Raw genomic sequence first — 22,884 nt, forward strand, 5'->3', positions numbered from 1 at the left:
GTAACGGTGGTGCTTCTTCATGATTAGACACCCTTTACCTGATCTGCCGGCTCTTCCAATCTTCATAAAAATTCTCAACCGTAGCATGGATGCCATTCAATGACAATAAAATCAAAAATAGCATCATCACCGTTGCAATTTCCCCTGTAAAAATAGCGATTATTGCAATGACGATAATCCAAAAATAGAACCAAAATTTGCTCATTTGGTGATCCTTCTCTCTGTTATTTTTCAACCCCAATTACCCGTACAGCCCTCTGCCAATCAGGTTAGCCGATACCGGTTTACGCTCAAGCTCACGTGACCAGATGGACAGCTGGCCGATATGATGAATTTCATGCGCAATCACATGACGCATCACTTCTCCATAAGTAAAGCCTTCCTCTTCTTCATTAGGCACAGTAAGCCGGTGCGTTTCCATGTCTGCTGTCCACTCTTTGACAAAAGGCTCAACTTGCTTGTGAAACTCATTTGATAGTCTCCTGACTTTCTCCAGGCTGCTGTATTCTTCAAATGGAGGCTCTTCTACTCCTGGATTTCCTTCCAGCGCCTGCAGCCAGCTGTATTCTGTCTCCGCAATATGAAAAAGAGTATACAAAATGCTGCCGATTCCTCCTGTTCGTTCTTTTAAAAGCTCCTCCTCCGGAACGGTTTCACACCAGTCGAACCACTCTTCACGCACCTGCCAGTTGTATTCAAACAGCTTCTGCATAAGAACCCTCCTAATTAATCATTGTCTTTTCCTCTATTCCCTAACAACTGGTAAAATCCCTTTTTTCTTTTACTATGTTTCTCTTACATTTACGGTTGTTTGTTAAAGAAAAAACAGCACCGGCAAATCCCCGAAGCTTTTGTTAAAGCTTCAGTGGATTTGGGTGCTGTTTCGATTTTTTAAGACATCTGTTTTTGTGTGTAGTGGTTATCTACAGTGCTTTTGCCATTTACGCCCCTGCCCAGACATCCTTTGCAAATCGTCCATTTTCCTCTAATGACTGCAGCCATTGAGCCGCTTCATCATTCGTAGTTTGATAGAGTTGGCGATAGCTCTCAATCAAGGTCTGTTCAACGGCAGGCGCCATTTGCCCTCCGTCTCCGCAGATGTACAGATGCCCGTCTTCTTTTAATAATGGCAGAAGATCTGTAGCATTTTCTGCGATCCGATGCTGAACGTACGCTTTTTCCTGACCTGGACATCTTGAAAAAGCAGTGTGCAGGGTTACAAGACCCTCTTGCTGAGCTTGCTCTAATTCTTCTTGGTAGAGGAAATCATGTTCCGGGTTGCGGCATCCGAAGTACAGATGGGCCGTCCCGAGTGCCGCCCCTTTTTCTTTTAAAGCGCGGCGGGCCTGAATAAATCCTCTAAACGGTGCCACTCCTGTTCCTGGTCCAATCATAATGACTGGCGCTTCGGTGTTTTCAGGAAGCTGGAAGTTGGATTGCGGCGTACTGATAAAGCAGGCTGTCTTATCTCCTTCAGACCGGGATGCGAGATAGTTTGATGCAATTCCTTTGTATTCCCGTTTGCCGCTCCAGGCATCTCCGCGCACGACGCTTACCGTAATGCTCGCTTCTCCTTCTTTGTGAAGAGGAGAGCTTGAAATCGAATAGTATCTTGCTTTTAATGGAGGCAATAATGCCAGAAAACGTTCAAATGGCATTTCGCAGGCTAGATACTTTTCTGCCAGGTCGAGCATCGTAATGCGTTTTTTCAGGATGTCTTGCTTATACGTTTCATCTTCTACCAGCTCCTCAAGCTCTTTTACATGTGGAGGGCATACTGTGTGAGACGCCAGTGCCCGTATTTGAGAACGCGTAGCAGGGTCTTGCAGCTCTACGTAATTCGCAAGTAATTCATGCAATTTCACAGGCTGCTCTGTTGGGAGGTGAGAAGCTTTTCCTGAATCTCCCGTCAAATTAACATAGTCATTGCCATCTAAACCGAATCGACTGAGCACTCGCTCGACAAGCTCCGCCGGGTTTTGAGGAAGAACCCCGATATGATCGCCTTCCTGATACTGAACTCCCTCTGGCAGCGTGAATTCGATGTGTCGTGTGCTTCTGCCGCTTTCTTCATGGTGTTGTAATTCAACATTTCTTTTCACAACTGCTGTAAAAGCATGATGCGTTCTGGCAAGAGGAGTATCACTCACATTACTGACAAAGTTCATGGTGATCGAGCTGGTTACTTGATCATTAAGTGCCGGCTCAATATCTAATGCTTTGGCAATATTCGGCCAGAGAGCCTTCGTCCATTTTTCATATTCTCCTTCGAAATCATCGCTTGCATCTCCGTACCCTGTCTCTGATAGACGAATCGCTCCTTTTTGCTCCATTTGCTCCTCAATCAACGTTGGAATGCGTTGATATGTATTCGCCCAGTTGTGGTCTCCACATCCAAAGACAGCATAGTGAACCCCGTCCATGGTTCCTTCCTGACACTCTTTTAACCATGAGATAAACTCTCCTGCATTGTCAGGCGCATTTCCATTATAGGAGGCTGATACGATGAGAACAGCTCCTTCTTTTGGAAGCTGATTCGCGTACTCATTTAATGAAGCAACTTCTGGATGAAATCCCTGTCTGCGTCCGTTTTCAGCAAGATCCCGAGCGATTCCTTTTGCCGTTCCCATGTTTGATCCATACAGAACGAGCAGAGGTGTGCCATGCGAATCGACTGGTGCAGCTGCGGTCTCTGCCTCTTCTTTTTCCGGTTCTTGAGATGCTGCAGGAAAGGACATCGCTGCCTTCCGTGGTGAAACGCGCATGGTTAATCCATCCGGTTTAAGCGTCAACGTTTCTTTAACGTCAAGCTCATACCCTTTATGGTCAATAAAGTCAAAATGCTGTAATACCATGCCAAGCACAAGCGTCGCCTCATGAAGTGCAAACTGCTGGCCGATACAGGCACGCTGCCCGTTTCCAAATGGTTTATAGGCATGATAGGGAATCGCAGCCGCATCCTCAAAACGTTCCGGAATAAATGCTTCCGCATTATCTCCCCAAATGGATGGGTCGCGGTGCAGCTCTGGGATAAGGAGTGTGAACACATCATCCTTTTCCACTTTGTATTTTCCGATTAACGTTGTGTCTTCCTTGGCATATACAGAAAACGCCGGGGCAGTCGGCCATAGACGAAGTGATTCGTTCAGCACCATGCGTACATATTTTAATTTCTTCACTTGCTTATAGTCAGGAACATCATCGCCCAGCACTTCATCGACTTCCTGCTGTGCTTTTTTAAGCTTGTCCCGGTTATTCATAAGATAGTAGACAGCAAATGACAGAAGACCGCTCGTTGTTTCATGTCCTGCGATTAAAAAGGTAATGATCTGATAACGGATATTTTCATCATCGAGTGCTTCCCCTGTCTCAGGATCCACGCCTTTTAACATATGAGAAAGAAGATCATCCTCTCCCTGATCGCCATTTTGCTTCCGTTCTGCAATTAATTCATCTACTAAAGAAAACATATAATCAATGTCTGCGTTAAATTGCTTTTTTGATTTGATCATCAGCTTATCCTGAATACCGAGCCGCTGCGTTTGATTCATTGCCTCATCCAATGCCCTGACCATACTGTCCACAAACGGATGAGGGTTTTCCCGGTAAAAGCTGTTAAAACGATAATCAAATCCGCAAAGACCAATCGTGTCCAGAGTTAAACGTGTCATATCTTCAGGCACATCAATCTCATCAACTGGATTTAAGCGAGCCCATTTTTGTATAAGCTGAGCAGCAAGATCGACCATTTTCTCATGGTATCCCTTCATTGCCTGCTGGCTAAAGCTTGGCAGCAGGATGTTATGCGCTTTTTTCCAATTTTTCTCTTTCGTTTCACTGGTAAACAGACCATCTGCGCCAAATGCTCTTACTTTTTGCAGAGCTGGACCGACTTTTTTATCAAATCTCGTTTCATCACAAATTTCTTTAGCTAAGGCGGCACTCGATACAAATGTGCTTATGCGGCCAGGAAATTGAAATTGAAAGATAGGCCCCAGTTCTCTGGCAAGCTTCCCAAACGATTGAAGGGGCTTCTCTTTATCGATCACAGGCAGACTGCCCAGCGGTCCATATGTTTTTGGTTGTGGAAATTGATTTGTGTTTGTCATTTGATTTGCACCTCTTCCTATAGATTCGGAAACGGAATGAACGTTCATTCCGTTTGGTGAGAGAAAAACAAAAATGTTTTCCTCAAGCGTTTAGACGGACAGCGTCCCACATACTTTCTTCTATTTCTGCAAGCAGTTTTGCTTTAAGTTCTAACTCTCCAATTTGAACGAGCCGCTGCACTTCTAAAAACGCTCCATATACAATCGCAATCAAAGCTGAAGTTGGCAGCGCCTTAATTTTTTTCTTCTCTTTCCCTGAATCAAAAAGGCTTCTTAATAGATTAAGCAGACCCTGAAAACTGACATGACTTTCTTCCGTTAAAAAATGCGCATGGCTATGGGTTCGAATAAAATAGAGTGCCTGATTGTGCTTGCTTGTAAAACGCACCATGGATTTGAAAATATGGTGAAACTGATTTCGAATCGATTCATCAAATGGAAATTCATCCTCAAGAGTTTCAGTAAACGTTTTAACATACTCCTGAAAAATGGTATTTCCAAGTTCTTCTTTATTCTCAAAATAACGATAAATCGTACCTGCTCCAACGCCTGCTGATGTCGCAATCATTGGAATGGTCGTCGCATCAAATCCCCGCTCAGCAAATAAGGTTAAAGCGCTGGATACAATGCTGTCTCGTTTATTTACTGCAGTTGGCATCATGATTCAATCCTTTCTACATAACGGAATGAACATTCATTCCTCTTTAAGTGTATACACTAAAAAACCCCATCTCAATCAAACATTGTACCTACTTTTTGTGAAGATTTCGTTAACGGGATAAATGAATGGCCTGTTCATAACCACCACTTAGATTCCGGGATTGACGTGCCTGAAAAACTCTGGTTACTATACTATTAATCCTGCTTAGGTTAATTAGGTCTGAGCAAAGAAAGAAGGTTTGTCTATGAAATCGATCTTATTAATTGGACAATCAAACATGGCAGGCAGAGGCTTTATGGAGGAAACAGCACCGATTTATAATGAGCAGATACATATGCTGCGAAACGGCAGATGGCAAATGATGGCGGAGCCGCTTAATTTTGATCGCCACGTATCTGGTATCGGACCAGCAGCCTCTTTTGCTCAGGCTTGGACAGAGGATCATCCTGGTGAGAGGATTGGCTTGATCCCATGTGCTGAAGGTGGAAGTTCTATTGATGAGTGGAAAATTGATGGAGTATTAACAAGACATGCGATTTCTGAAGTAAAATTCGCTATGGAATCAAGTGAACTAATCGGCATTTTGTGGCATCAAGGAGAAAGTGACAGTTTCGGAGAACGGTATAAAACGTATGAAGAAAAGCTCCGATTATTGTTTAAACATTTGAGAGAAGAACTGAATGCACCAGATATCCCGATTATTATAGGGGAGTTGGGACATTATCTTGGAGAAGCTGGATTTGGTAAAAGCGCTGTAGAGTATAAAGAAATCAACCAGCTATTATCTACGGTTGCTCATACCGAAAAAAATTGCTATTTTGCAACTTCAAAAGACTTAACAGCAAATCCGGATGGCATTCATATTAATGCTGTCTCCCAAAGACGATTTGGATTAAGATACTATGAAGCTTTTTCAAAACAAAAGCATATTTTAGATCCTTTAGCCTCAGAGGATGAATGGATTGAAAAGACAGCAAGGCGTGAATTAACAAAAAATGAACGTATATTTGCTCAAAGTACGAAATTTGCTTTAGGACAAATAAATTTTGAGGAGTTTACTACTACTATCTCTTCTATTAATGAAAGTAAATAAACATTTTCTCCACAACTTCAATAAGTCTTTCTTTAAGACTTATTGGCTTGATAACCAGGACGTATTTCCTCCCGGCATTAGCAAAACTAAGATAGTTCTAATTACTATGACAGTTGACTGAAAACATCCATTTGAAGCGCAGTAAACCGGTTAGAGAGCCTGAGACACATTTGTCCCAGGCTCTCTGATTTGACATCAAATTCAATAATTGGTAAATAAATCGTGCTCGTCTATGCTTGGAGAAGAATATTCGGCTGTTTATCTTAAGATGATGTGAACTGACCGCCATTGACATGAATACATTGTCCTGTCATATAAGAGCCTTCATCAGAAGCAAGCAGTACATACGGCCCCATCAGTTCAGCCGGTTGTCCCGGACGTCCCATTGGATTGTCCTGACCAAATTCAGCCACGGATTCTCCATCAAACGTAGACGGAATTAATGGCGTCCAAATCGGACCAGGTGCAACCATATTTACACGAATGCCTTTTTCCACAAGATTTGCGGCCATGCTGCGTGTGAAGCCTACAATGGCGCCTTTCGTAGAGGTATAGTCGATTAAGATCGGGTTTCCTACATATGGATTAATGGACGTTGTATTAATAATGGAGCTTCCCTGTTTTAAATGAGGGATCGCAAATTTTGTCATGTGGAAGACAGAGTACATATTCGTTTTAAAGGTTTTATCCCACTGTTCAAATGAAATATCCTGAATGTCTTCAGTTGGAAATTGGATCGCTGCATTATTAATCAGAATATCAAGCTTGCCAAAGTGCTCAACCGTTTGATCAATTAAATTTTTGCACACTGCTTCTTCTGACACATCACCAGGAATTAACAGACACTGAACCCCTTCTTGCTCGATCAGATTTTTCGTTTCGTCTGCATCGCTTTGTTCCTCTTCAAGGTAGTTAATGGCGAGATTGGCGCCTTCTTTTGCGTAGCCGATTGCTACAGCCCGGCCAATTCCGCTGTCGCCTCCTGTAATGAGTGCTACACGGCCTGCGAGTTTATTGCTTCCTTTATAGGTAAGCGGCTGAATTGGACGAGGGTCCATCTTGGATTCAATCCCTGGCTGCTTTTCCTGCGTCTGGTTTGGCTGGCCATTTTGCTGCTGTTTTTGAATATCCATGGTTGATCGCTCTCCTTTTTTATTTCGGTTTTCTTTATTTTGTCGACAGTACTCTTTTCCTCATACAAAAATTTGCAAACATATGTAAGCGTGTGCAGATAGATCTTTTTCATTTCAAGGAATAAATTCCCTTAAGAAGCATACGTCTTACTTCCCATAATGAGAAAAATACATGACGAATTCATTTCTTTTTTCTCACAATTTGAACATAAAAGTTCTGCTCACTCATACACTCTACAAAGAGGAGGAGATGACAATGGACAAATTCATTTTTCTGCTGCTCGCTGGTATTGCCGCCGGTTTCGCTTTACTGAAAGTTCCTTTAGCCGGTACATTTTTATCTAGCCTCACCCCAGTTTTCACCTGGATCGCGATTGTTGCTATCATCGTATTTTCTCTTTATCTAATCTTCAAAGCCTTTTTAGCGGTTCTGGGGAAATAAAAAAATCCGGCTCAGGTTTTATCTGAGCCGGATTTTTATTATGCTCCTCCGCTGCTTGCAGCGGCATTTCTTCTTTTCTCAATTGCATTCACGCCCATGACCACTGCAATCAGTTCATCCGTTAAAAGGGATGTTGACATGTTAATTAGTTCATAGGCAGGAGCCTCAAAGAATCCGTTGACCTTTTTAAATGTGGCTGCTTCTTTCCCGTTTTCATCCACCACACGATACTCTCTTGAAAATGCAGGCGACTCTATTTCAAAGCGGCCTCTATTTGATGTATAGCGATAGCTTTTCGAAAAAAAGGATATATTCCCTTTTACCTCGCCAAGCTCTGTGCCATCCCCCTGCTTGATGAGCCACTTGCCTGATAAGAAAGGAAATCCTCCCTGCACCATTAACTCCCCATCGGCATTTTCGACATTGACATCTGAAGTGAAGGCGCTTTTTAAATCAAGCACCCCAATCTTTTCTTTTGAACGATTCCAAATATCCTTTCTTCCTGTTGAGAAAAACTGGTCTGAGAAGTATACGATATTTTCCACGTTTTCCACCCCTTTTTACTCTTTACGTAAGAGGCTTCTATTGGTTTCAGGATTCTTCCTGTTTTTCGTCCGGCTGGTATTCCAGTAAATCGCCGGGCTGGCAATCCAGCGCTTTGCAGATGGCTTCAAGAGTGGAAAAGCGCACCGCTTTTGCTTTCCCGGTTTTTAAAATGGACAAGTTCGCCATAGTAATCCCCACTTTTTCCGATAATTCGGTTACACTCATCTTTCTTTTTGCGAGCATTACATCCAGATTAATTACAATCGCCATCTTATCACCTCAAATCGTTAAATCATGTTCAGATTTTAATGTCAGCGCATCTTTTAGCAGTGTTTGAAGAACGGCCGTAAAGGTGGCAATGGTTAAACAAGCAAATAAGATCACCAGACCGACCAGTGCAATGCCTGGATGCAGCGCACTCATGATTGCCAACATAACCATGCCTGCCATGTAGATTAACATAATCGCAAACGCACTTGATTTAATCCATCCCAATGCAGCCGCTGAAGAGGATGAAAATGCACGGCGGTCCGCGATAAGATCCAATAACTTATACGCCTGATACAGCGCAAGAAAAAACGGCACAACGGTCGCGTACAGGCCAAATAAAACAGGATATTGCAAACTGGCGAATTCAGGAGCTTGATGCGCCGCGTTTTCCGCTTGCTGTGGAAGCAAAAAAACACATAAAAGCAAAATTGTAACAGCGATCATTATAATGACAGCCTTAAGAAAATGAATTGTCCCCTTTTTCATTCGTTCCCATCCTCGCTATTGATTTTGAGTATAGTATACCTTTATATTTATTGATTATCAATAAATATTTATCTTTTATTAGTATCATTAGTAAAGGTTTCCGTTTCATCAGTCAGATGGTTATGGTATTCTAATGTGGTAATAAGTGTAAAAAAACCTTATTAATACGTCTGCAAGGAGGAATTGAGTTGAAAGAAGAAAAAGCAAAGACCCTTATCCTCGGAAGTTTCCATATGTCTGAAAATGAAACGCTGCATTCTAAGAAGAGACAGGCTGAAATTGAGGAAGTCACTGCCAGCCTTGCACGATTCGCACCGACAAAAATCGCAGTGGAAATGCCGGCAGACAAAAATACGGTACTGAACGATCAATATAAACGTTATAAAGCCGGTACCCACAGCTTGGAAATGAATGAGATCGATCAAATTGGCTTCCGTCTCGCCCAGCAGTACGATCATGAACAGATCTATGCAGTTGATTGGATGGGAAAGGCTGAAATGGGCTATGGAGAAGTGGAGATGTGGGCAAAAGAGAACCAGCCTGAACGTTACAAGGAAATCATGCATGGACTCACCATCCCAGCGTTAACTGAATCCAAAAGTGTAGTAGAGTATTACAGAGAATTAAACGACCCCGCCTGGCTTGAAAGTTTGCATAGGATGTACGTAAATTTGGCACGAATTGGAGATGTAAACCATTATGTCGGCATGAAATGGCTTAGCTGGTGGTATGAGCGGAATTTAATCCTGTTTGCTAATATAGCCCGTCTTGCAGAATTGAAAGAAGACAGAATTCTATTTATTGTCGGTTCCTCTCATTCAGCCATCGTGACGAATTTTCTTAAGGAAAGTGAGGTTTGCGAGATTGTGGAGCCGCTTGACTATTTGTAAGGATACTATTTTAAAAGAGAAGACTGAAGAGAGATATCCGCAAGGATCACAGATTATCCCTTTTCATTCGATAGCTTCCGATTAAGGAAATAACAAATAAAACCCCGTTCCCTGCAAAAGAAAGCGCGGCGAGTGTTTTGGCTATCGGTGCTTCTTTCGTAAAAAACAAATAAACCGAAAGTGCCAGTAATGCTGCAATGACAACCTGTGAAATCACAAAAACCTGTTTGCTGTTCTTTTGTAGAAGCTGTTGAAACAAGAGAACCACTCCTTCCAATTAGGACAAGCTCCCATTATTTCAAACTGAAGCCTGATGTACAAGAGGCGGCTGTATGTAAAAAACGAGCCTGGGACATAACTCATAAAAGTTTAAAAAATGAGGATATATTTATTACTAGTAGTAGGTGAGCGGAGCGGAAGGTGGCGACTCCTGCAGGATATGACGGCAAGCTGAGACTTTACAGGGCAACGTCCTGGAAAGGCTCAGCGCCGTCCCTGCGGAAAGCGTCCGCCTGAAGCGCAGCGAACCGGTCGTAGAGCTTGTGACACTTTTGTCCCAAGCTCCGTTTCATATGGATAAATGCTGTCATCAAGTTCCGCAAAATGTTCTATAACGCCCGTTTGAAGGATCCCGCGGGATGCAGTATTCACTTTGTGTACTGCTTGAATAGTCGTAAGGGCTTGATAACACTTCGAGCAGATTGGTGAGTAAAGTATAGTCATCGTACCGAACCGCCGCTTCAAGTGCTTCTTCCACTTTGTGATTGCGCGCGATGATAACCGGGTTATGCTGCTGCATCCTTTTTTTCGTTTCATCCTGCGACTGAGTCTGGCTGCTGCGTCTTTCCTTCCACTTCGTTTCCCACTTTTTAAATTCAGGTGAAGTAAAAAGTCCGTCGTTCTCTGTTGTGCCATCTGTCAGCATGCGAAATGTATTTGTAAAATCTGATTTATGATCTTTCATCAGCCCAAGCAGTTCTTCAACCAGCTCTTCGTCTCCCTCTTCTGAACCGAAAAGTCCAAGCTTTCCTCTCATATTACTGAGCCACTGTTCGTGATAGAGTTTTCCGTATGCTTCAATTTCATTCTGCGCAATTTCCACTGCCTTTTCTTGCTCTTCGTGCAGCAGCGGCAAGAGTGTTTCTGCGAAGCGGGCAAGATTCCATCCACCGATTTTAGGTTGATTGCCATAGGCGTAGCGCCCCTGCACATCAATGGAGCTGAAAACCGTTGCAGGGTCATATGCATCCATAAAAGCACATGGTCCATAATCGATCGTTTCTCCGCTGATCGTCATATTGTCTGTATTCATCACACCGTGAATAAAGCCTACCTGCTGCCATTTGGCGATGAGTACAGCATGCTGTTCAATCACTTTTCTAAGAAACGCCCGGTAGCGGTTTTCTTCGTGCGCAAGCTCCGGGTAATGGCGCTCAATTGCGTAGTCTGCGAGAGCCTTCAGTTCCTTGCCTTCCTCCACACCCGCTGCATATTGAAACGTTCCGAAACGTAAATGGCTCGATGCCACCCGCGTCATAACAGCGCCAGGAAGCAGGGTTTCACGTATGATTTCTTCCCCCGTTTTTACCACAGCCAGACTGCGTGTCGTCGGGATGCCAAGTGCATGCATTGCTTCACTGATCACATATTCCCGAAGCATGGGACCGAGTGCTGCGCGTCCGTCTCCGCCTCTTGAAAATGGCGTGCGTCCGGAGCCTTTCAGCTGAATATCAAATCGTTTATTTTCAGGAGTGATCTGTTCACCGATTAACAGGGCACGTCCATCACCGAGCATGGTCAAATTGCCAAACTGATGACCGGCATAAGCCTGCGCAATCGGCATGGACCCTTCAAACATCTTGTTTCCAGCAAATATGGCTGCCCCTTTTTCACTGTTCAAAGCGTCATTGCTTAATCCAAGTGACTCGGCTAATGAATCGTTAAACTGAACAATTTCGGGTGATTGCACCGGTTTAGGATCAAGTGAAGCAAAAAAGATAGACGGCAGACGGCTATAACTGTTTTCTAAATTCCAACCTGCGTTGCTTTGTGTCATCGAATCCTCCTTATCTACTGCAGAAATCTATTTTGTTAGGTATAAATGCATTTAGGTCATCTGATTTGTTAGTGTTTTCTCCTGCCTGCTTATTATACCTTTTCCCTCATTATGACAGGAGTAAAATGATTTTCTCTATTTTCATAAAACCTTTTCTGAAGAATAAAAATAAGAAGGATGAGATTGGAGGTAGAGTTAACATGCAGAGCCAAGTGGATGAGACGATCGGACAGTTAATCAAAGAAATCGAAACTCATCAGGCACCGGATGGGAGTTTTCGTTTTTGCTTTGAAAACAGTCTGATGTCGGACACCAATATGATGCTGCTGCTAAAAACCTTAACAGGGGATGACCATCTGATTCAAGAGCTTGGCGGCAGGGTTGCTTCCCTTCAGCATCCTGAGGGATATTGGTCGTTATACCCCGGTGATAACGGCAGTCTTTCTGCTACCATTGAAGCGTATTTTGCGCTTTTATATACAGGCTTTTGGACAAAAACTGAGGAGGCAGCCCAAAAAGCCGCTCACTTCATTTTGGCACAGGGAGGGCTGGGATCCGCTCATTCCATGACGAAGATCATGCTGGCGATTCACGGGCAATATCCTTGGCCTAACCTGATGCATCTGCCTGTCCACTTCATTTTGTTTCCTGCTTCCTCGCCCATTTCCTTTTATGATTTCAGCAGCTATGCGCGTGTGCATATGGGGCCAATTCTCCTTTTAACGGACAGCCGTTTTCAGCTTAGCGACAAGGACATCCCCGATATGAGCCGATTTATAGTACGGAATCTGCCTAAACCGGAAAACGAGCAGTCCCGCTCCCTCCTTTCTGGCATTTATCAAGCAGCTTCAACGATTGCCGGCCTCCCCCATCTTGTTCATCAGCAGGCCAGACAACGTCTCGTCACTTATATGCTGCAGCGAATTGAAGGAGACGGAACATTATACAGCTATGTTTCCTCTACCTTTTACATGATCTATGCCTTACTCAGTGCCGGCTATTCAAAGCAGCACCCGCTGATTCAAAAGGCGGTCTCAGGATTAAAAACACACCGCTGCCGGACAGATAACGGCTGGCATATTCAAAACTCCACTTCAACTGTATGGGACACAGCTCTCCTGACCCACGCGCTGAAGGATACTTCTTTTCCGATGCAAAAACGGACAAAAGCAGAAGCTTATTTGCTTAAATCTCAGCACGATAAATACGGGGATTGGATCCTGACAGCTAAAGATGCTTCCCCCGGCGGCTGGGGTTTCTCAGACAGCAACACCATTCACCCGGATGTCGATGACACAACCGCTGCCTTGCGGGCACTCTCACCCGGGACGTCTTCAGACTTATTTAAAGAGCCGTTTAACCGGGGATTAAATTGGGTTCTAGCAATGCAAAACGAGGACGGAGGCTGGCCGGCATTTGAACGGGGAAAAACAAATCAGCTGCTCACCTTCGTACCGATGGATGGTGCTTCCCATGCTGCCATTGATCCTTCTACGGCTGATTTAACAGGGCGTACACTCGAATTTTTAAGCAGTGAAGCTCGTCTCCCTTTTCAGCATTCCGCTATTCAGCAGGCCATTCGCTGGCTGAAAAAGAATCAGCAGACTGATGGCTCCTGGTACGGAAAATGGGGCATTTCGTTTCTGTACGGAACATGGGCGGCGGTTACCGGCCTTTCTGCTGCAGGACTGAATGAAAAGGATTCAGCCTTAAAAAAAGCAGTCTCCTTTATAGAACAAGTTCAAAATAAAGACGGAGGCTGGGGTGAATCCTGTTTAAGCGACCAGGAAATGCAGTATGTCCCCCTCGATTCAAGCACGCCCTCTCAAACTGCCTGGGCACTCGACGCTCTGCTCAGTGTGCATCAGCAAAAAACCCCCGCCATTGAACGCGGGATTCAGTCTTTATTACGGCAGCTGAAAACAAAAAACTGGACGTACCGCTATCCGACTGGCGCAGGACTTCCGGGAAATTTCTATGTATATTATCACAGCTATAATTACATTTGGCCGCTGATCGTACTGAAAAAATACGCCTCGTTGTAAAAGCCGCAGTCCTCAACCGGACTGCGGCTTTTTGCTATTTCTTCGTCGTATACTTTTTAACCGCCGGCAAAATCTCTGTTCCAATGAGCTCAATATTTTTCATTAGACGCTCAAACGGCACGCCGCCAAAGTCAATTTGAGCCACATACCGCTGATTCCCAAGCACTTCATGCTGATAAAGGATTTTCTCGATAATTTCCTGTGGACTGCCAATGTTAATGACGCTTTGACGATGTGCTCCCTGAGCAAAAAGCCGTTCAGGAAAGCCCTGGCCATTTGTTTTTTTCATCCCCTCATTGATATGAGGATACATTTCCCTGACTGCCTGCTGGGAGGTTTGGGCTGCATAGAAGAATCCAGCGGTCGCAATTGGCAATTCAGCCGGATCAAATCCTCCCTCAACAGCGGCTTGACGATACGCATCCACTGACGGCTTAAATGACTCAACCGGCCCGCCTAGGTGGGCAAGAAACATCGGCACACCTGCCCTGCCTGCTTTAATCGCACTGCCAGGTGATCCTCCGACTGCACGCCAAATAGGCAAAGAGCCTTTTTGGGGCCGTGGCAGAATTTCGGCTTTTCTTAAAGGTGCGCGGAACTCACCGCTCCAATTCACAACTTCCTCTTCATTAATCTTACGCAGCAGATCAAACTTCTCTTCGTACAGCGCTTCATAATCACGGACATCATAGCCCAGAAGCTCAAAAAGCCCAATCCGGGATGCTCGCCCTGCAACGATTTCTGCACGGCCTTTTGATATCAAATCAATGGTCGCAAAGTTTTCATATACCCGAACCGGATCTGATGTGCTGATAATGGTAGACGAACTGGCGATTTTCATCTTCTTTGTTGCCTGGGCAATCGCTGCAAGCACCACCGCATGAGCCTGCGTCACAAAATATTCCTGATGACTTTCGCCTACACTGAAAAAATCAATGCCTGCCTCATCGGCTAGTGTGGCATATTCGATAATTTCCTGAACCCGCTGTTCAGCCGATATTCTTTCTCCTGTTAAAGGATTGGGCAAATGGTCTCCAAGCGTATACAGACCAAACTCCAGCCCATTATCCGGATATATGCCGTTTTTCAATCATGACCCCTCCCTCTTTTTGACTTATTATACTTTAAAAGACGGCCAAGCTCGAGTGATGAAGTTCTTGTATACATTATCCGCTTTAAATATATTTACATATATTTAATGAAATAAATGGTTATTTTATTTATTTAACCACTTTTATTCAGTATAATAGTCTCAAAAAGAAGAGGAATAGGGGAAGCATTTTGCTAAACAAACGTCAGCGGGAATTTAGAAAGAAAATGAAAGAAATCAACCGCCTGAGAAGTCAGGAGTACATAGATGGTTCTCTTGCACATCGATCATATTCCGCAGGAAAAGGAAAAAAACCGTTTTTCGTACTTGGAGGGGTGGTTGGGGGGCTAGTTTTAACCTGGAATCTGTACGCTGCTTACACATGGTTTTTTCCTGACACTTCGCCTTTTCCCTCAGCAGAAGCTTTTAAAGGCAGCGGTTCAGATGAAAAGATTCATTCTTATTTTCAAAAGGCAGAAGAAATTGAATCAAAACTAGGGTACCAAGTAAATTACCTTACGACTTCCGCACAGCACGGGCCTCTTGATTCAAAAACCGTTCAGTTAATTCATCAGTCTCTTTCTCTAATCACTGAGCAAATGGATAGCGGAGATGAACGAACAGCAGAGCTTGAGCGTTACCTTAATGAACAACTGGACCTTATCTACCAAATGCTTGCCGTCAGCTCGCCCACTCTTGATGCCGAAAAGCTGAACTCTATTTTACAGACCTACAATCAAAATCTCGTAAACAAGTCTTTCATCCTTATGTCCATCCTGGAAAAAGAAGATATGCACTATTTAATCAAGGAAGATGAGATTACCTACGAGTATGAAGAAACTTCATTATGGTAAATCAGGAGTTCAAAAAAGCACCCGTACTCAAAGGATGCAATTCCTTTGAATGCGTGTGCTAGTCATTCTTATTTTTCCACACCTGAAAACCTTTGTTTGTAGATGCCCCCGCTTCCCTCATTAATCTTTCAAACACTTCAATCATCCCGTAAAAGCCTTCACTATACCCTCCATCCTCATCAACAGACCAGGCGGTGGCAAGAACTGTGTGGCAGAACCCCCACTGAAGCAGTCTTTCCTCTTGTAAGTTCAGTGCCTCTATAAAAATATTCACCCTCTTTTGTGTAAAGACTTCTAAATTATCTTCAGGGAGACAATTTAAAAGAAACTGGATCAAATCGGACTCTATTTCTCCAATCAGCCCCTTCGGATCAATCGCCACCCATTCCTCTTCACCTGAGAGAAGTACGTTGAAATGATGAAAATCTCCATGAAGGACAAAGGATGGCCCTGCTGTATGTAGTAAATAGTTGAAAAGAGTAAAAGCTTTGTTTAAAACAGGGAATGAGATCGGCCCAACTCCTTCCGGATGCTCAACTATGATCTTTTCAAGTGATCGCTTTCTTGCTTCAATGGTCGGAATTGAAGTTTCTGAAGGAGCAGGAAGCGCAAGAGACCTCATCACACGAGCTGCTATTCGGCAGGCTTCTTCATCCTTTTTTACATTTGCAAGTGAAATGCCGGGGGAGATGTTTTCAAGCAGAAAAATCTTTTTTTCCTCATCCCAATCTAGCAGCTTAACCATGCCTTTCCCGTTAAATTCACGCAGAGCGTTTAGTTCATCTGTGAATCCATCATTATCAGGCAGACAGATCTTAACAACCACTTTTATTCCATCCTTTTTAACGGCAGGTGCGACATAATTAATTGACAGCTCATATGGTTCTTTTACGTCTAGATCCCATTTTTGTTCAGCGTGCTGAATAAGAACCGGCAGCTCAGCAAGCCAGTTCTCCCCTTTCTCCTTTGCATAATGGCGGACTGCATTTAAAAATTCTGTCTGAAGCTCCATATGAACCTCCTTATTAAATTGTATTCGTCATTTTCACAAGTTTAAAAGTACCTATTATGAGAAATAAATTTTTATTTACCTTTAATTGTTAAAGTTAACATCAAAAACCTTTTTGAAATCTTTTCGTATTAAACTTCACTTATCTTTTAATCTTTCTTTATACTCTCTCAATTATGTCCTATTAAACTAAAAATTGTAAGAAAATCATCTTCATAGGAGGAATGGAATTGAAAAAGTTCAAAGGATTTGCAGCCGCCGCATTGTGTACAGCCATGGTCGTTTCAGGTGTTACGTATGTTCATGAAGCAGAAGCAGGGCCTTCCAAAAATGCAAAAGGCAAGTCAAAGATCGAAAACGTGATCTTCATGATTCCGGATGGGTATTCAGCAGCCTATGCAACAAATTACCGCATCTTTAAAGGAGAAGAAACGGTGCTTGATCCTCTTCTTGTCGGCATGATGCAAACCAATTCCTCTGATAACTGGGTAACAGATTCTGCAGCAGCCGGAACAGCTATGGCAACTGGACATAAAACAAATAACGGAATGGTAGGCGTGACCCCAAATGGCCGCTCAGTAGAATCGGTCTTAGAAGCAGCGGATGATGCCGGAAAATCAACCGGTCTCGTAGCGACTTCAACCATTACACATGCAACACCTGCTGTATTTGCTTCTCATGTGCCATCTAGAGGCAGTGAGGCAGCCATTGCATTGCAGATGGTCAATGAAGTGGATGTCCTATTTGGCGGCGGGAAGTCCAATTTCCTTCCTGAATCACTTGGCGGCAATCAGGAAGAACGCAATCTGATTGAAGAATCAGAAGAAAATGGCTATGCCATTGTAGAAAATAAAGACGATTTGATGGACCTGAATGGCAAAGAGAAAAAAGTACTGGGTCTGTTTGCAGACGGTCCTATGGCACCTGAGCTTGACCGTGAAATGACGGAAGAACCAAGCCTTGCTGAAATGACTACTTCAGCTATTGATTCTCTATCTACAAATAAAAAAGGATTCTTCCTTATGGTAGAAGGAAGCCAGATTGACTGGGCCGGCCATGCACATGATGCAGCCTGGGCAATGAAGGATTCTGAAGCTTTTGAAGAAGCGGTAGAAGAAGCACTTGCCTTCGCGAAAAAAGATAAGAAAACACTTGTTGTCATTGCCGGTGACCACGATACAGGCGGCATGTCTGTCGGCGGATATGACGAATACAATTCCAATGTAGAAATCCTTCGCAATGTAGAAGCTACAGGTGAATACATGGCTTCACAGCTGAATAAAAAACGCGGCAATGCACGAAAAGTCGTTCAGGAACATACAGGACTTAAATTAACAGCAGAAGAAGTAGGCAGAATTCAAACGGCTCCTGAAGGTGAAGTCGGCATGACCATTAATACGATTGTCAGTGAACATGCTTATGTAGGCTGGTCCACTTCTGCTCATACGGGTGTAGACGTACCGGTTTATGCTTACGGGCCAGGATCAGGATTGTTCCACGGTCTTCTTGACAACACAGAAATGCCTGAATTAATGGCTGAAGCAATGAAAATTGAATTTGGTCAGTAATCAACTGGTTGAATGCACTCAGCTGTAGCGAAAACACGGACGGGCTCCCCGTCCGTGTTTTTCAATTTTCCAGTTCTTCAGCCAAAATGGCATAATAATACTCGTCCCACCAGCCATTTTCATGAGGGATGCATTTTTTAAAACAGCCTTCTTTTCTCATCCCGATCTTTTCCATGACCCTGAAAGAAGCTTCGTTTTCTGGCTGGCATGTCGCTATGATCCGGTGCAGCTTCAGTTCGCTAAATCCATATTCAAGCACTGCTCTTGCTGCTTCACTGGCGTAGCCTTTATTCTGATAGGCGGGATTCATTACCCAGCCAATTTCATATGTATGGTCCCCAAAATACGGATGAAAAACAAGATGGCCAATCAGCTGGTCATTCTCCCTCAAAATAATCGGGAATTTCTCAGCATTATCACTGCTGTTTTGATCCACCAATTCCTTCGCCGCTTCCTTTGAGAGAACTCCTTCAGGCATATACGTCATCACGTCTTTTTTTGAAGTATAAAGCCAGACCTCCTGCCAGTCCTGAGATTTGAAGTCCCTAATGTCCAATCTCTTCGTTTTAATTTTCATTTACCATTCTCCTATAGATCACTTGATAGTTGAGTAATATCTCCTGTCACTGGATTTACTCGGTAGGAAACCAGCTTGTCCCCCGTTTTCATGCTGATATGATAATGCCAGGAAGGACGGATCAGTGAAAATTGTTCTGAATCACCAGGGACTTTTTTCTGTTCGTGCCCTGTAAGAACCCCAGGATGTGTCGTTCCCACGAGCGCTTCAGCTTCACTGTAGGTGTATTCGGGAACCATCAAAGCCAGACATCCGCCGCTTAAGCAAATCATAAAAAAGGAAGCCAGTAATCCACGCCTTGTCGTCTCACCAAAATAAACACCAAGAAAGGTTCCCGCTAAAAGTCCGCTCAGCAGGCTCATATTCAGTATCGTCTCATACATTTCTGCATTAATCGCCAGGATCACGCAGAAAAATGCGATGAGTCCAACGAGTAAGCTTCCCTTAATTCTGTCCATCTTAATTCAGCACCTTTACTTGTTTTCACCATCATATGATGGGATGCTGAAGCTCATGCGGACAGGTTATTTAGGGTCAGGGAAAGCTGCAGTAATGGATGGAACTTTACTCGCTTCTTATTTTCTTTCGATACTCGCCGCTAGTTAAAACCCTGAGCACAAATAGATTAAAATTTGTTTGCAGCTTTTTTAAAGTCAGGATGTTCAGATTATTTGAGAGAAAAATGATTACTGTTTGATTCCCGTCTTTATCGGTTGTGTAGGAAGCGTATGTATACACAAATAACGTGGATCCCCCTTTAACGCCTCCCCGCTCAATCCATTCTCTGTTTTTCTCATTTTTAAAAATCGAGTATCCGAGAATTCCTTCTATACCGCTTTGCATCTTCTCATCAAAATAATTCCCATCATTAATCATTTCCATGAGACTTGCATAATCCGTTGCAGAGCCTGCCGGCAGACGGTCAGACCAGATCTTCTGAAGATCATAATAGAGATTTAACTGTTCCATATACTCTTTTTTGTCTTCGTTTGCCATATGGTCATGTATGAGTAGTGAATATCGGATATATTCCTCTGACGTCATATTTTTCATGCGTTCCAGTTGTTCTTTCTTTTTCGTAATTTTTTCGTTAAAACTCACATAATTGCATATGTACAAGGATGACACCAGCGGATAAATTCTGGAATGATGCTGTAAATCCAAGGACTCAACCATTTGATTTACTTCTTCTATGCCCAGGTATTTTAACAGGAAATCAGTATTTGCATTTGAACTGTAGGCAGCCATTCCGATGGCAATTTCCTTTAATGAATAGGTTTCTCTATTAAACTCCTTCATCCATTCTTTATGAGCTCCCCCGTCTGTTTTCTCTACATAAAACTTCAACAGCTCTTCTTTTGGCACGCGTTCGTTTTCATCAATCTTTCCCGTACTGACCTGCCGTGCAAATTCAATCACAAGGATGATCTTAACGGTACTGGCCAGGGGCAGAGAGATTTCAGGGTTGATAGATATCAGCTCTTGTTTGTTTCGTCGAATAAGCAAGGAAACGTCTTTGTCTGCTTTCCTCTTTTTTGCATACCTTAAAACAATATCCGGATCTTGATTGCGCTTGTTAAACCAGGCGACTATTGGAATCAGCTCCTTTTCTATTCGCAAAAAGATGAACAGGTGTAAATTATCGATTCTTCTATTATCAGGTATAGGGCTATTTTTTGAGAATCCTGTTTTCGGACCAGATACTGGATCCAAAAACCAATGTTTCATCACCCGCTCTTCTGTCCATACTGAAGGTAGTTTAGTTGCGAAAGGAGTATGGAAGATGAATGAAACCATTGTACTGCTTCATTGGGTGTATGCCGCGGTTATGTTTGCAGGGGCAGGCTACTTTATTTGGCTGAGCCGAAGAAAGACAGGAATTCCATCTTATGAATTTTTAATCGCTGCGATTATCCCGATATGGTCCGGTTTAGCTTACTTCTCAATTGCCATTGGTCAAGGGCTGCTTCAGACATCTGATAAAACCGTTTATTTTGCCAGATATATTGATTGGGTGGTCACTACACCATTATTGCTGGTCGCACTCGCTTTGACTGCAATGTTTTACACACCGAAGAAAAATAAGGTGCTGATCTGGTCGCTGGTATCAGCGGATGTAGTGATGATTTTAACCGGTCTCATTGCGGATTTTTCCCCCTCTTCGTTAACGTATGTCTGGTATTTTATAGGGATTGGGGCTCTTGCGTTTATTTTATCCTTAATCTGGGGGCCTTTGCTGAACATTGCAAAGGAAGAAAGTCCAGCGCTTGAGAAGCATTATAAACGAACAGCAGCCTATCTTACTGTTTTATGGGTTTGTTATCCTGCAGCTTGGATCATCGGTCCTTCGGGTTTGGGACTCACACAGGAACTAACGGATGTGGCAATCTTTATTTTTCTTCCTATTTTATCAAAAGTTGGTTTTAGCATTCTTGATTTAAACGGTTTGCGAGCTCTTCACCCACCTGCTGTTGCAGATAAAATGACTGCTTTATAGATATTCTGAAGAACCGAGTGCGGCATGACATCATTATTTTCATAATGCTACTTTAGTAACTAAGACCTTTAAAATGATAAAACTTTCATCTTCTTAAATACATTTTACATTGTTCCTTATGTCATTCACAGAGAATTTAAAATTAAAAGAATTCAACACAGCATAATCATTATTGTTTTCCCTTTGCCCTGTCCTCCTCCATGCAAAAAGAGCTTGGGACAAAAGTGTCTCAAGCTCTACGACCGGTTCACTTCTCTTCAGGTGGACGCTTTCCGCAGGGACGCCGCTGAGCCTTTTCAGGGCTGCGCTCCTCAAAGTCTCAGCTTGCCGTCATATCCTGCAGGAGTTGCCACCTTCCGCTCCGCTCACCTATTACTATTGATAAATATATCCTCTTTTTAAACTTTTTTGGGTTTTGTCCCAGCCTCTTTTTCAGTAATGCATCGAGCTTATTTCAATATCAAAACGTGAAGGGGTCAATCCATTTTTAATAATCAATTCGGTGAAAAGCAATTGAATCTCCTCTTTGTTTTCAGCCGTGGCTGCTTTTTCCTGCAGCTGGACCTGAAGAGCGATCCGGTCGGCTGTATAAGCATTCCCTATAATCCGAAAAGGAGCGTAGCCTTTATTTTTCATTTCCTCCCTAACCTGTTCATACAGCGCGCCTTCATCAAGCAGCGCTTCATTGAACACTTGTACTTCTTTTAAAGAGACTGCCTGTTCAGTTTGAGAGAGCTGAGCAAATACTGCTTCAGCTGTTTCTTCTTCCACGCGGGTCTGGCTGAAAAAAACCGCTAGTCCAACTGCCAGCATCATAAACCAAATGCCTATTGTCTGTTTCCTTGTCATCGTCCCGCTCACTCCAACTGTTTTTTAAAATCGTATGCACGCTGAAGCCCAACTATGATTCTGGCAAACAGAAATTCAATCTGTCTTGCAAAATGAAAACAATAGACAATCCGTTTTTTATGGTAAAATATTCTTATTTACCTTATTCTTTTACTAGTGTTCTTTTTTCGTTATCGAAATGAAATCAATCTATTTACAGTTTGATACTCGTATTATTATAAACGTGTATCAAAAAGAAAGGAGCCATTACTTCATGTCATCTGAACCCGATTGGTTTTTCACGATCCTCTCACTTCTTTTTGCGGGTTTTTGGATTTTTGTTACACTCATTCCTTTTGCCCTCCTTATTTTCATCATCGTTTATGCGGTAAGAGTCATTAAACGCATGGAGCACCGGGCTGAAGAAAGGCTTTCCATTCAGCGCGAATCCCTTTCGCTGCAAAGAGAGCAGATGGAGTTGTCGAGACAACCAAATTCTGCAGCATTCACTACACCTGAAGAACCGCTGTAAAATCCACAGCAAAAAGAGGCTGAGCCACGGTGGCTCAACCTCTTTGACCGGTTCGCTGCGCTTCAGGTGGACGCTTGCAGTCATATCCTGCAGGAGTCGCCACTTTCCACTCCGCTCACCTCATACTTCACAATAGATACTGGGTCATGTTCTAAAATTCAAACGTAATGTCTCAGCTTTTTTACGTTATTGCATAGC

At 43.2% G+C, this 22,884-nt stretch carries 24 protein-coding genes; 8 read left to right on the forward strand and 16 right to left on the reverse strand.

What is annotated here, in order from left to right:
* Positions 1-34: 34 nt before the first annotated feature.
* The 4 genes from ACQCT8_RS09910 to ACQCT8_RS09925 all read right to left on the reverse strand — a co-directional run bounded on the left by ACQCT8_RS09910 (position 35) and on the right by ACQCT8_RS09925 (position 4,767).
* A complete protein-coding gene (locus tag ACQCT8_RS09910; RefSeq protein ID WP_426870633.1) occupies positions 35-205 on the reverse strand; it encodes a hypothetical protein in 171 nt (56 codons plus the stop codon).
* Positions 206-241: 36 nt separating this feature from the next.
* A complete protein-coding gene (locus ACQCT8_RS09915) occupies positions 242-712 on the reverse strand; it encodes a DinB family protein (RefSeq protein ID WP_426870635.1) in 471 nt (156 codons plus the stop codon).
* 229 nt (positions 713-941) lie between these two features.
* Positions 942-4,109: a bifunctional cytochrome P450/NADPH--P450 reductase gene (locus tag ACQCT8_RS09920; RefSeq protein ID WP_426870636.1), complete on the reverse strand. Its 3,168-nt coding sequence runs from the start codon at positions 4,107-4,109 to the stop codon at positions 942-944.
* A gap of 82 nt (positions 4,110-4,191) precedes the next feature.
* Complete coding sequence (locus ACQCT8_RS09925; protein ID WP_426870638.1) at positions 4,192-4,767, reverse strand: TetR/AcrR family transcriptional regulator; 576 nt, start codon at positions 4,765-4,767, stop codon at positions 4,192-4,194.
* Positions 4,768-5,014: 247 nt separating this feature from the next.
* Between ACQCT8_RS09925 and ACQCT8_RS09930 the strand changes: the two genes are divergently transcribed.
* Positions 5,015-5,863 carry a sialate O-acetylesterase gene (locus ACQCT8_RS09930; protein ID WP_426870640.1) on the forward strand — a complete coding sequence of 283 codons (849 nt, stop codon included), beginning with the start codon at positions 5,015-5,017 and terminating at the stop codon, positions 5,861-5,863.
* A 263-nt stretch (positions 5,864-6,126) separates the two neighbouring features.
* Here ACQCT8_RS09930 and ACQCT8_RS09935 read toward each other — a convergent pair whose 3' ends face one another.
* Positions 6,127-6,996, reverse strand: a complete 870-nt coding sequence (locus ACQCT8_RS09935) for an SDR family oxidoreductase (RefSeq protein WP_426870642.1) — start codon at positions 6,994-6,996, stop codon at positions 6,127-6,129.
* 256 nt (positions 6,997-7,252) lie between these two features.
* On the opposite strand from ACQCT8_RS09935, the gene ACQCT8_RS09940 reads away from it, so the two are divergent.
* Positions 7,253-7,438, forward strand: coding sequence for a hypothetical protein (locus tag ACQCT8_RS09940; protein ID WP_426870644.1), 186 nt, complete (start codon positions 7,253-7,255; stop codon positions 7,436-7,438).
* Between the two features lie 38 nt (positions 7,439-7,476).
* Here the strand turns inward: ACQCT8_RS09940 and ACQCT8_RS09945 are convergent, their stop codons facing one another.
* Genes ACQCT8_RS09945 through ACQCT8_RS09955 form a run of 3 tightly spaced genes read right to left on the reverse strand, consistent with a single transcriptional unit; the run spans position 7,477 to position 8,740 of the window.
* Complete coding sequence (locus tag ACQCT8_RS09945) at positions 7,477-7,983, reverse strand: hypothetical protein (protein WP_426870646.1); 507 nt, start codon at positions 7,981-7,983, stop codon at positions 7,477-7,479.
* Between the two features lie 46 nt (positions 7,984-8,029).
* Complete coding sequence (locus ACQCT8_RS09950) at positions 8,030-8,254, reverse strand: helix-turn-helix domain-containing protein (protein WP_426870648.1); 225 nt, start codon at positions 8,252-8,254, stop codon at positions 8,030-8,032.
* Between the two features lie 9 nt (positions 8,255-8,263).
* Entirely contained in the window at positions 8,264-8,740 is a 477-nt protein-coding gene (locus ACQCT8_RS09955; protein ID WP_426870650.1) for a DUF2975 domain-containing protein, read from the reverse strand.
* A 188-nt stretch (positions 8,741-8,928) separates the two neighbouring features.
* Between ACQCT8_RS09955 and ACQCT8_RS09960 the strand changes: the two genes are divergently transcribed.
* Positions 8,929-9,630: a DUF5694 domain-containing protein gene (locus tag ACQCT8_RS09960; protein ID WP_426870651.1), complete on the forward strand. Its 702-nt coding sequence runs from the start codon at positions 8,929-8,931 to the stop codon at positions 9,628-9,630.
* A gap of 46 nt (positions 9,631-9,676) precedes the next feature.
* Here ACQCT8_RS09960 and ACQCT8_RS09965 read toward each other — a convergent pair whose 3' ends face one another.
* On the reverse strand, positions 9,677-9,889 hold the full coding sequence (locus ACQCT8_RS09965; RefSeq protein WP_426870653.1) for a hypothetical protein: 213 nt from the start codon (positions 9,887-9,889) through the stop codon (positions 9,677-9,679).
* A gap of 330 nt (positions 9,890-10,219) precedes the next feature.
* Positions 10,220-11,686, reverse strand: coding sequence for a protein adenylyltransferase SelO (locus tag ACQCT8_RS09970; RefSeq protein WP_426870655.1), 1,467 nt, complete (start codon positions 11,684-11,686; stop codon positions 10,220-10,222).
* Between the two features lie 200 nt (positions 11,687-11,886).
* Here ACQCT8_RS09970 and ACQCT8_RS09975 point away from each other — a divergent pair, with 200 nt between their 5' ends.
* A complete protein-coding gene (locus tag ACQCT8_RS09975) occupies positions 11,887-13,731 on the forward strand; it encodes a prenyltransferase/squalene oxidase repeat-containing protein (protein ID WP_426870657.1) in 1,845 nt (614 codons plus the stop codon).
* Between the two features lie 34 nt (positions 13,732-13,765).
* Here the strand turns inward: ACQCT8_RS09975 and ACQCT8_RS09980 are convergent, their stop codons facing one another.
* Positions 13,766-14,821, reverse strand: a complete 1,056-nt coding sequence (locus ACQCT8_RS09980; protein ID WP_426870659.1) for an LLM class flavin-dependent oxidoreductase — start codon at positions 14,819-14,821, stop codon at positions 13,766-13,768.
* A 191-nt stretch (positions 14,822-15,012) separates the two neighbouring features.
* Here ACQCT8_RS09980 and ACQCT8_RS09985 point away from each other — a divergent pair, with 191 nt between their 5' ends.
* Complete coding sequence (locus ACQCT8_RS09985; protein ID WP_426870661.1) at positions 15,013-15,675, forward strand: hypothetical protein; 663 nt, start codon at positions 15,013-15,015, stop codon at positions 15,673-15,675.
* Between the two features lie 58 nt (positions 15,676-15,733).
* Here ACQCT8_RS09985 and ACQCT8_RS09990 read toward each other — a convergent pair whose 3' ends face one another.
* Entirely contained in the window at positions 15,734-16,687 is a 954-nt protein-coding gene (locus tag ACQCT8_RS09990) for an aminoglycoside phosphotransferase family protein (protein WP_426870663.1), read from the reverse strand.
* A gap of 221 nt (positions 16,688-16,908) precedes the next feature.
* On the opposite strand from ACQCT8_RS09990, the gene ACQCT8_RS09995 reads away from it, so the two are divergent.
* Positions 16,909-18,252: an alkaline phosphatase gene (locus ACQCT8_RS09995; protein ID WP_426870665.1), complete on the forward strand. Its 1,344-nt coding sequence runs from the start codon at positions 16,909-16,911 to the stop codon at positions 18,250-18,252.
* Positions 18,253-18,313: 61 nt separating this feature from the next.
* Here ACQCT8_RS09995 and ACQCT8_RS10000 read toward each other — a convergent pair whose 3' ends face one another.
* The 3 genes from ACQCT8_RS10000 to ACQCT8_RS10010 form a co-directional block, all read right to left on the reverse strand.
* Positions 18,314-18,829, reverse strand: coding sequence for a GNAT family N-acetyltransferase (locus ACQCT8_RS10000; protein ID WP_426870667.1), 516 nt, complete (start codon positions 18,827-18,829; stop codon positions 18,314-18,316).
* A gap of 11 nt (positions 18,830-18,840) precedes the next feature.
* Positions 18,841-19,287 (reverse strand): hypothetical protein, encoded by a 447-nt coding sequence (locus ACQCT8_RS10005; protein ID WP_426870669.1) that lies wholly within the window; start codon positions 19,285-19,287, stop codon positions 18,841-18,843.
* Between the two features lie 106 nt (positions 19,288-19,393).
* The gene (locus ACQCT8_RS10010) at positions 19,394-20,557 is read right to left on the reverse strand and encodes a serine hydrolase (protein WP_426870671.1); all 1,164 of its coding nucleotides are present in this window, start codon (positions 20,555-20,557) and stop codon (positions 19,394-19,396) included.
* Between the two features lie 55 nt (positions 20,558-20,612).
* Between ACQCT8_RS10010 and ACQCT8_RS10015 the strand changes: the two genes are divergently transcribed.
* Complete coding sequence (locus ACQCT8_RS10015) at positions 20,613-21,326, forward strand: bacteriorhodopsin (RefSeq protein ID WP_426870673.1); 714 nt, start codon at positions 20,613-20,615, stop codon at positions 21,324-21,326.
* A 432-nt stretch (positions 21,327-21,758) separates the two neighbouring features.
* On the opposite strand, the gene ACQCT8_RS10020 is transcribed toward ACQCT8_RS10015, so the two are convergent.
* Positions 21,759-22,175 (reverse strand): hypothetical protein, encoded by a 417-nt coding sequence (locus ACQCT8_RS10020; protein WP_426870675.1) that lies wholly within the window; start codon positions 22,173-22,175, stop codon positions 21,759-21,761.
* A 253-nt stretch (positions 22,176-22,428) separates the two neighbouring features.
* Here ACQCT8_RS10020 and ACQCT8_RS10025 point away from each other — a divergent pair, with 253 nt between their 5' ends.
* Positions 22,429-22,686, forward strand: a complete 258-nt coding sequence (locus tag ACQCT8_RS10025; RefSeq protein ID WP_426870677.1) for a hypothetical protein — start codon at positions 22,429-22,431, stop codon at positions 22,684-22,686.
* The last annotated feature ends 198 nt before the right edge of the window (positions 22,687-22,884 follow it).

This window comes from Jeotgalibacillus proteolyticus (genome assembly GCF_050107735.1).
GTDB classification, from domain to species: Bacteria; Bacillota; Bacilli; order Bacillales; family Jeotgalibacillaceae; genus Jeotgalibacillus; species Jeotgalibacillus proteolyticus_A.

Excerpts from the sequence above, each read along its gene's own strand:
- ACQCT8_RS09910 (WP_426870633.1), bottom strand. The coding sequence starts at position 205 with ATGAGCAAATTTTGGTTCTATTTTTGGATTATCGTCATTGCAATAATC.
- ACQCT8_RS09915 (WP_426870635.1), bottom strand. The coding sequence starts at position 712 with ATGCAGAAGCTGTTTGAATACAACTGGCAGGTGCGTGAAGAGTGGTTC.
- ACQCT8_RS09920 (WP_426870636.1), bottom strand. The coding sequence starts at position 4,109 with ATGACAAACACAAATCAATTTCCACAACCAAAAACATATGGACCGCTG.
- ACQCT8_RS09925 (WP_426870638.1), bottom strand. The coding sequence starts at position 4,767 with ATGCCAACTGCAGTAAATAAACGAGACAGCATTGTATCCAGCGCTTTA.
- ACQCT8_RS09930 (WP_426870640.1), top strand. The coding sequence starts at position 5,015 with ATGAAATCGATCTTATTAATTGGACAATCAAACATGGCAGGCAGAGGC.
- ACQCT8_RS09935 (WP_426870642.1), bottom strand. The coding sequence starts at position 6,996 with ATGGATATTCAAAAACAGCAGCAAAATGGCCAGCCAAACCAGACGCAG.
- ACQCT8_RS09940 (WP_426870644.1), top strand. The coding sequence starts at position 7,253 with ATGGACAAATTCATTTTTCTGCTGCTCGCTGGTATTGCCGCCGGTTTC.
- ACQCT8_RS09950 (WP_426870648.1), bottom strand. The coding sequence starts at position 8,254 with ATGGCGATTGTAATTAATCTGGATGTAATGCTCGCAAAAAGAAAGATG.
- ACQCT8_RS09955 (WP_426870650.1), bottom strand. The coding sequence starts at position 8,740 with ATGAAAAAGGGGACAATTCATTTTCTTAAGGCTGTCATTATAATGATC.
- ACQCT8_RS09970 (WP_426870655.1), bottom strand. The coding sequence starts at position 11,686 with ATGACACAAAGCAACGCAGGTTGGAATTTAGAAAACAGTTATAGCCGT.
- ACQCT8_RS09975 (WP_426870657.1), top strand. The coding sequence starts at position 11,887 with ATGCAGAGCCAAGTGGATGAGACGATCGGACAGTTAATCAAAGAAATC.
- ACQCT8_RS09990 (WP_426870663.1), bottom strand. The coding sequence starts at position 16,687 with ATGGAGCTTCAGACAGAATTTTTAAATGCAGTCCGCCATTATGCAAAG.
- ACQCT8_RS09995 (WP_426870665.1), top strand. The coding sequence starts at position 16,909 with ATGGAATTGAAAAAGTTCAAAGGATTTGCAGCCGCCGCATTGTGTACA.
- ACQCT8_RS10000 (WP_426870667.1), bottom strand. The coding sequence starts at position 18,829 with ATGAAAATTAAAACGAAGAGATTGGACATTAGGGACTTCAAATCTCAG.
- ACQCT8_RS10005 (WP_426870669.1), bottom strand. The coding sequence starts at position 19,287 with ATGGACAGAATTAAGGGAAGCTTACTCGTTGGACTCATCGCATTTTTC.
- ACQCT8_RS10010 (WP_426870671.1), bottom strand. The coding sequence starts at position 20,557 with ATGAAACATTGGTTTTTGGATCCAGTATCTGGTCCGAAAACAGGATTC.
- ACQCT8_RS10015 (WP_426870673.1), top strand. The coding sequence starts at position 20,613 with ATGAATGAAACCATTGTACTGCTTCATTGGGTGTATGCCGCGGTTATG.
- ACQCT8_RS10020 (WP_426870675.1), bottom strand. The coding sequence starts at position 22,175 with ATGACAAGGAAACAGACAATAGGCATTTGGTTTATGATGCTGGCAGTT.
- ACQCT8_RS10025 (WP_426870677.1), top strand. The coding sequence starts at position 22,429 with ATGTCATCTGAACCCGATTGGTTTTTCACGATCCTCTCACTTCTTTTT.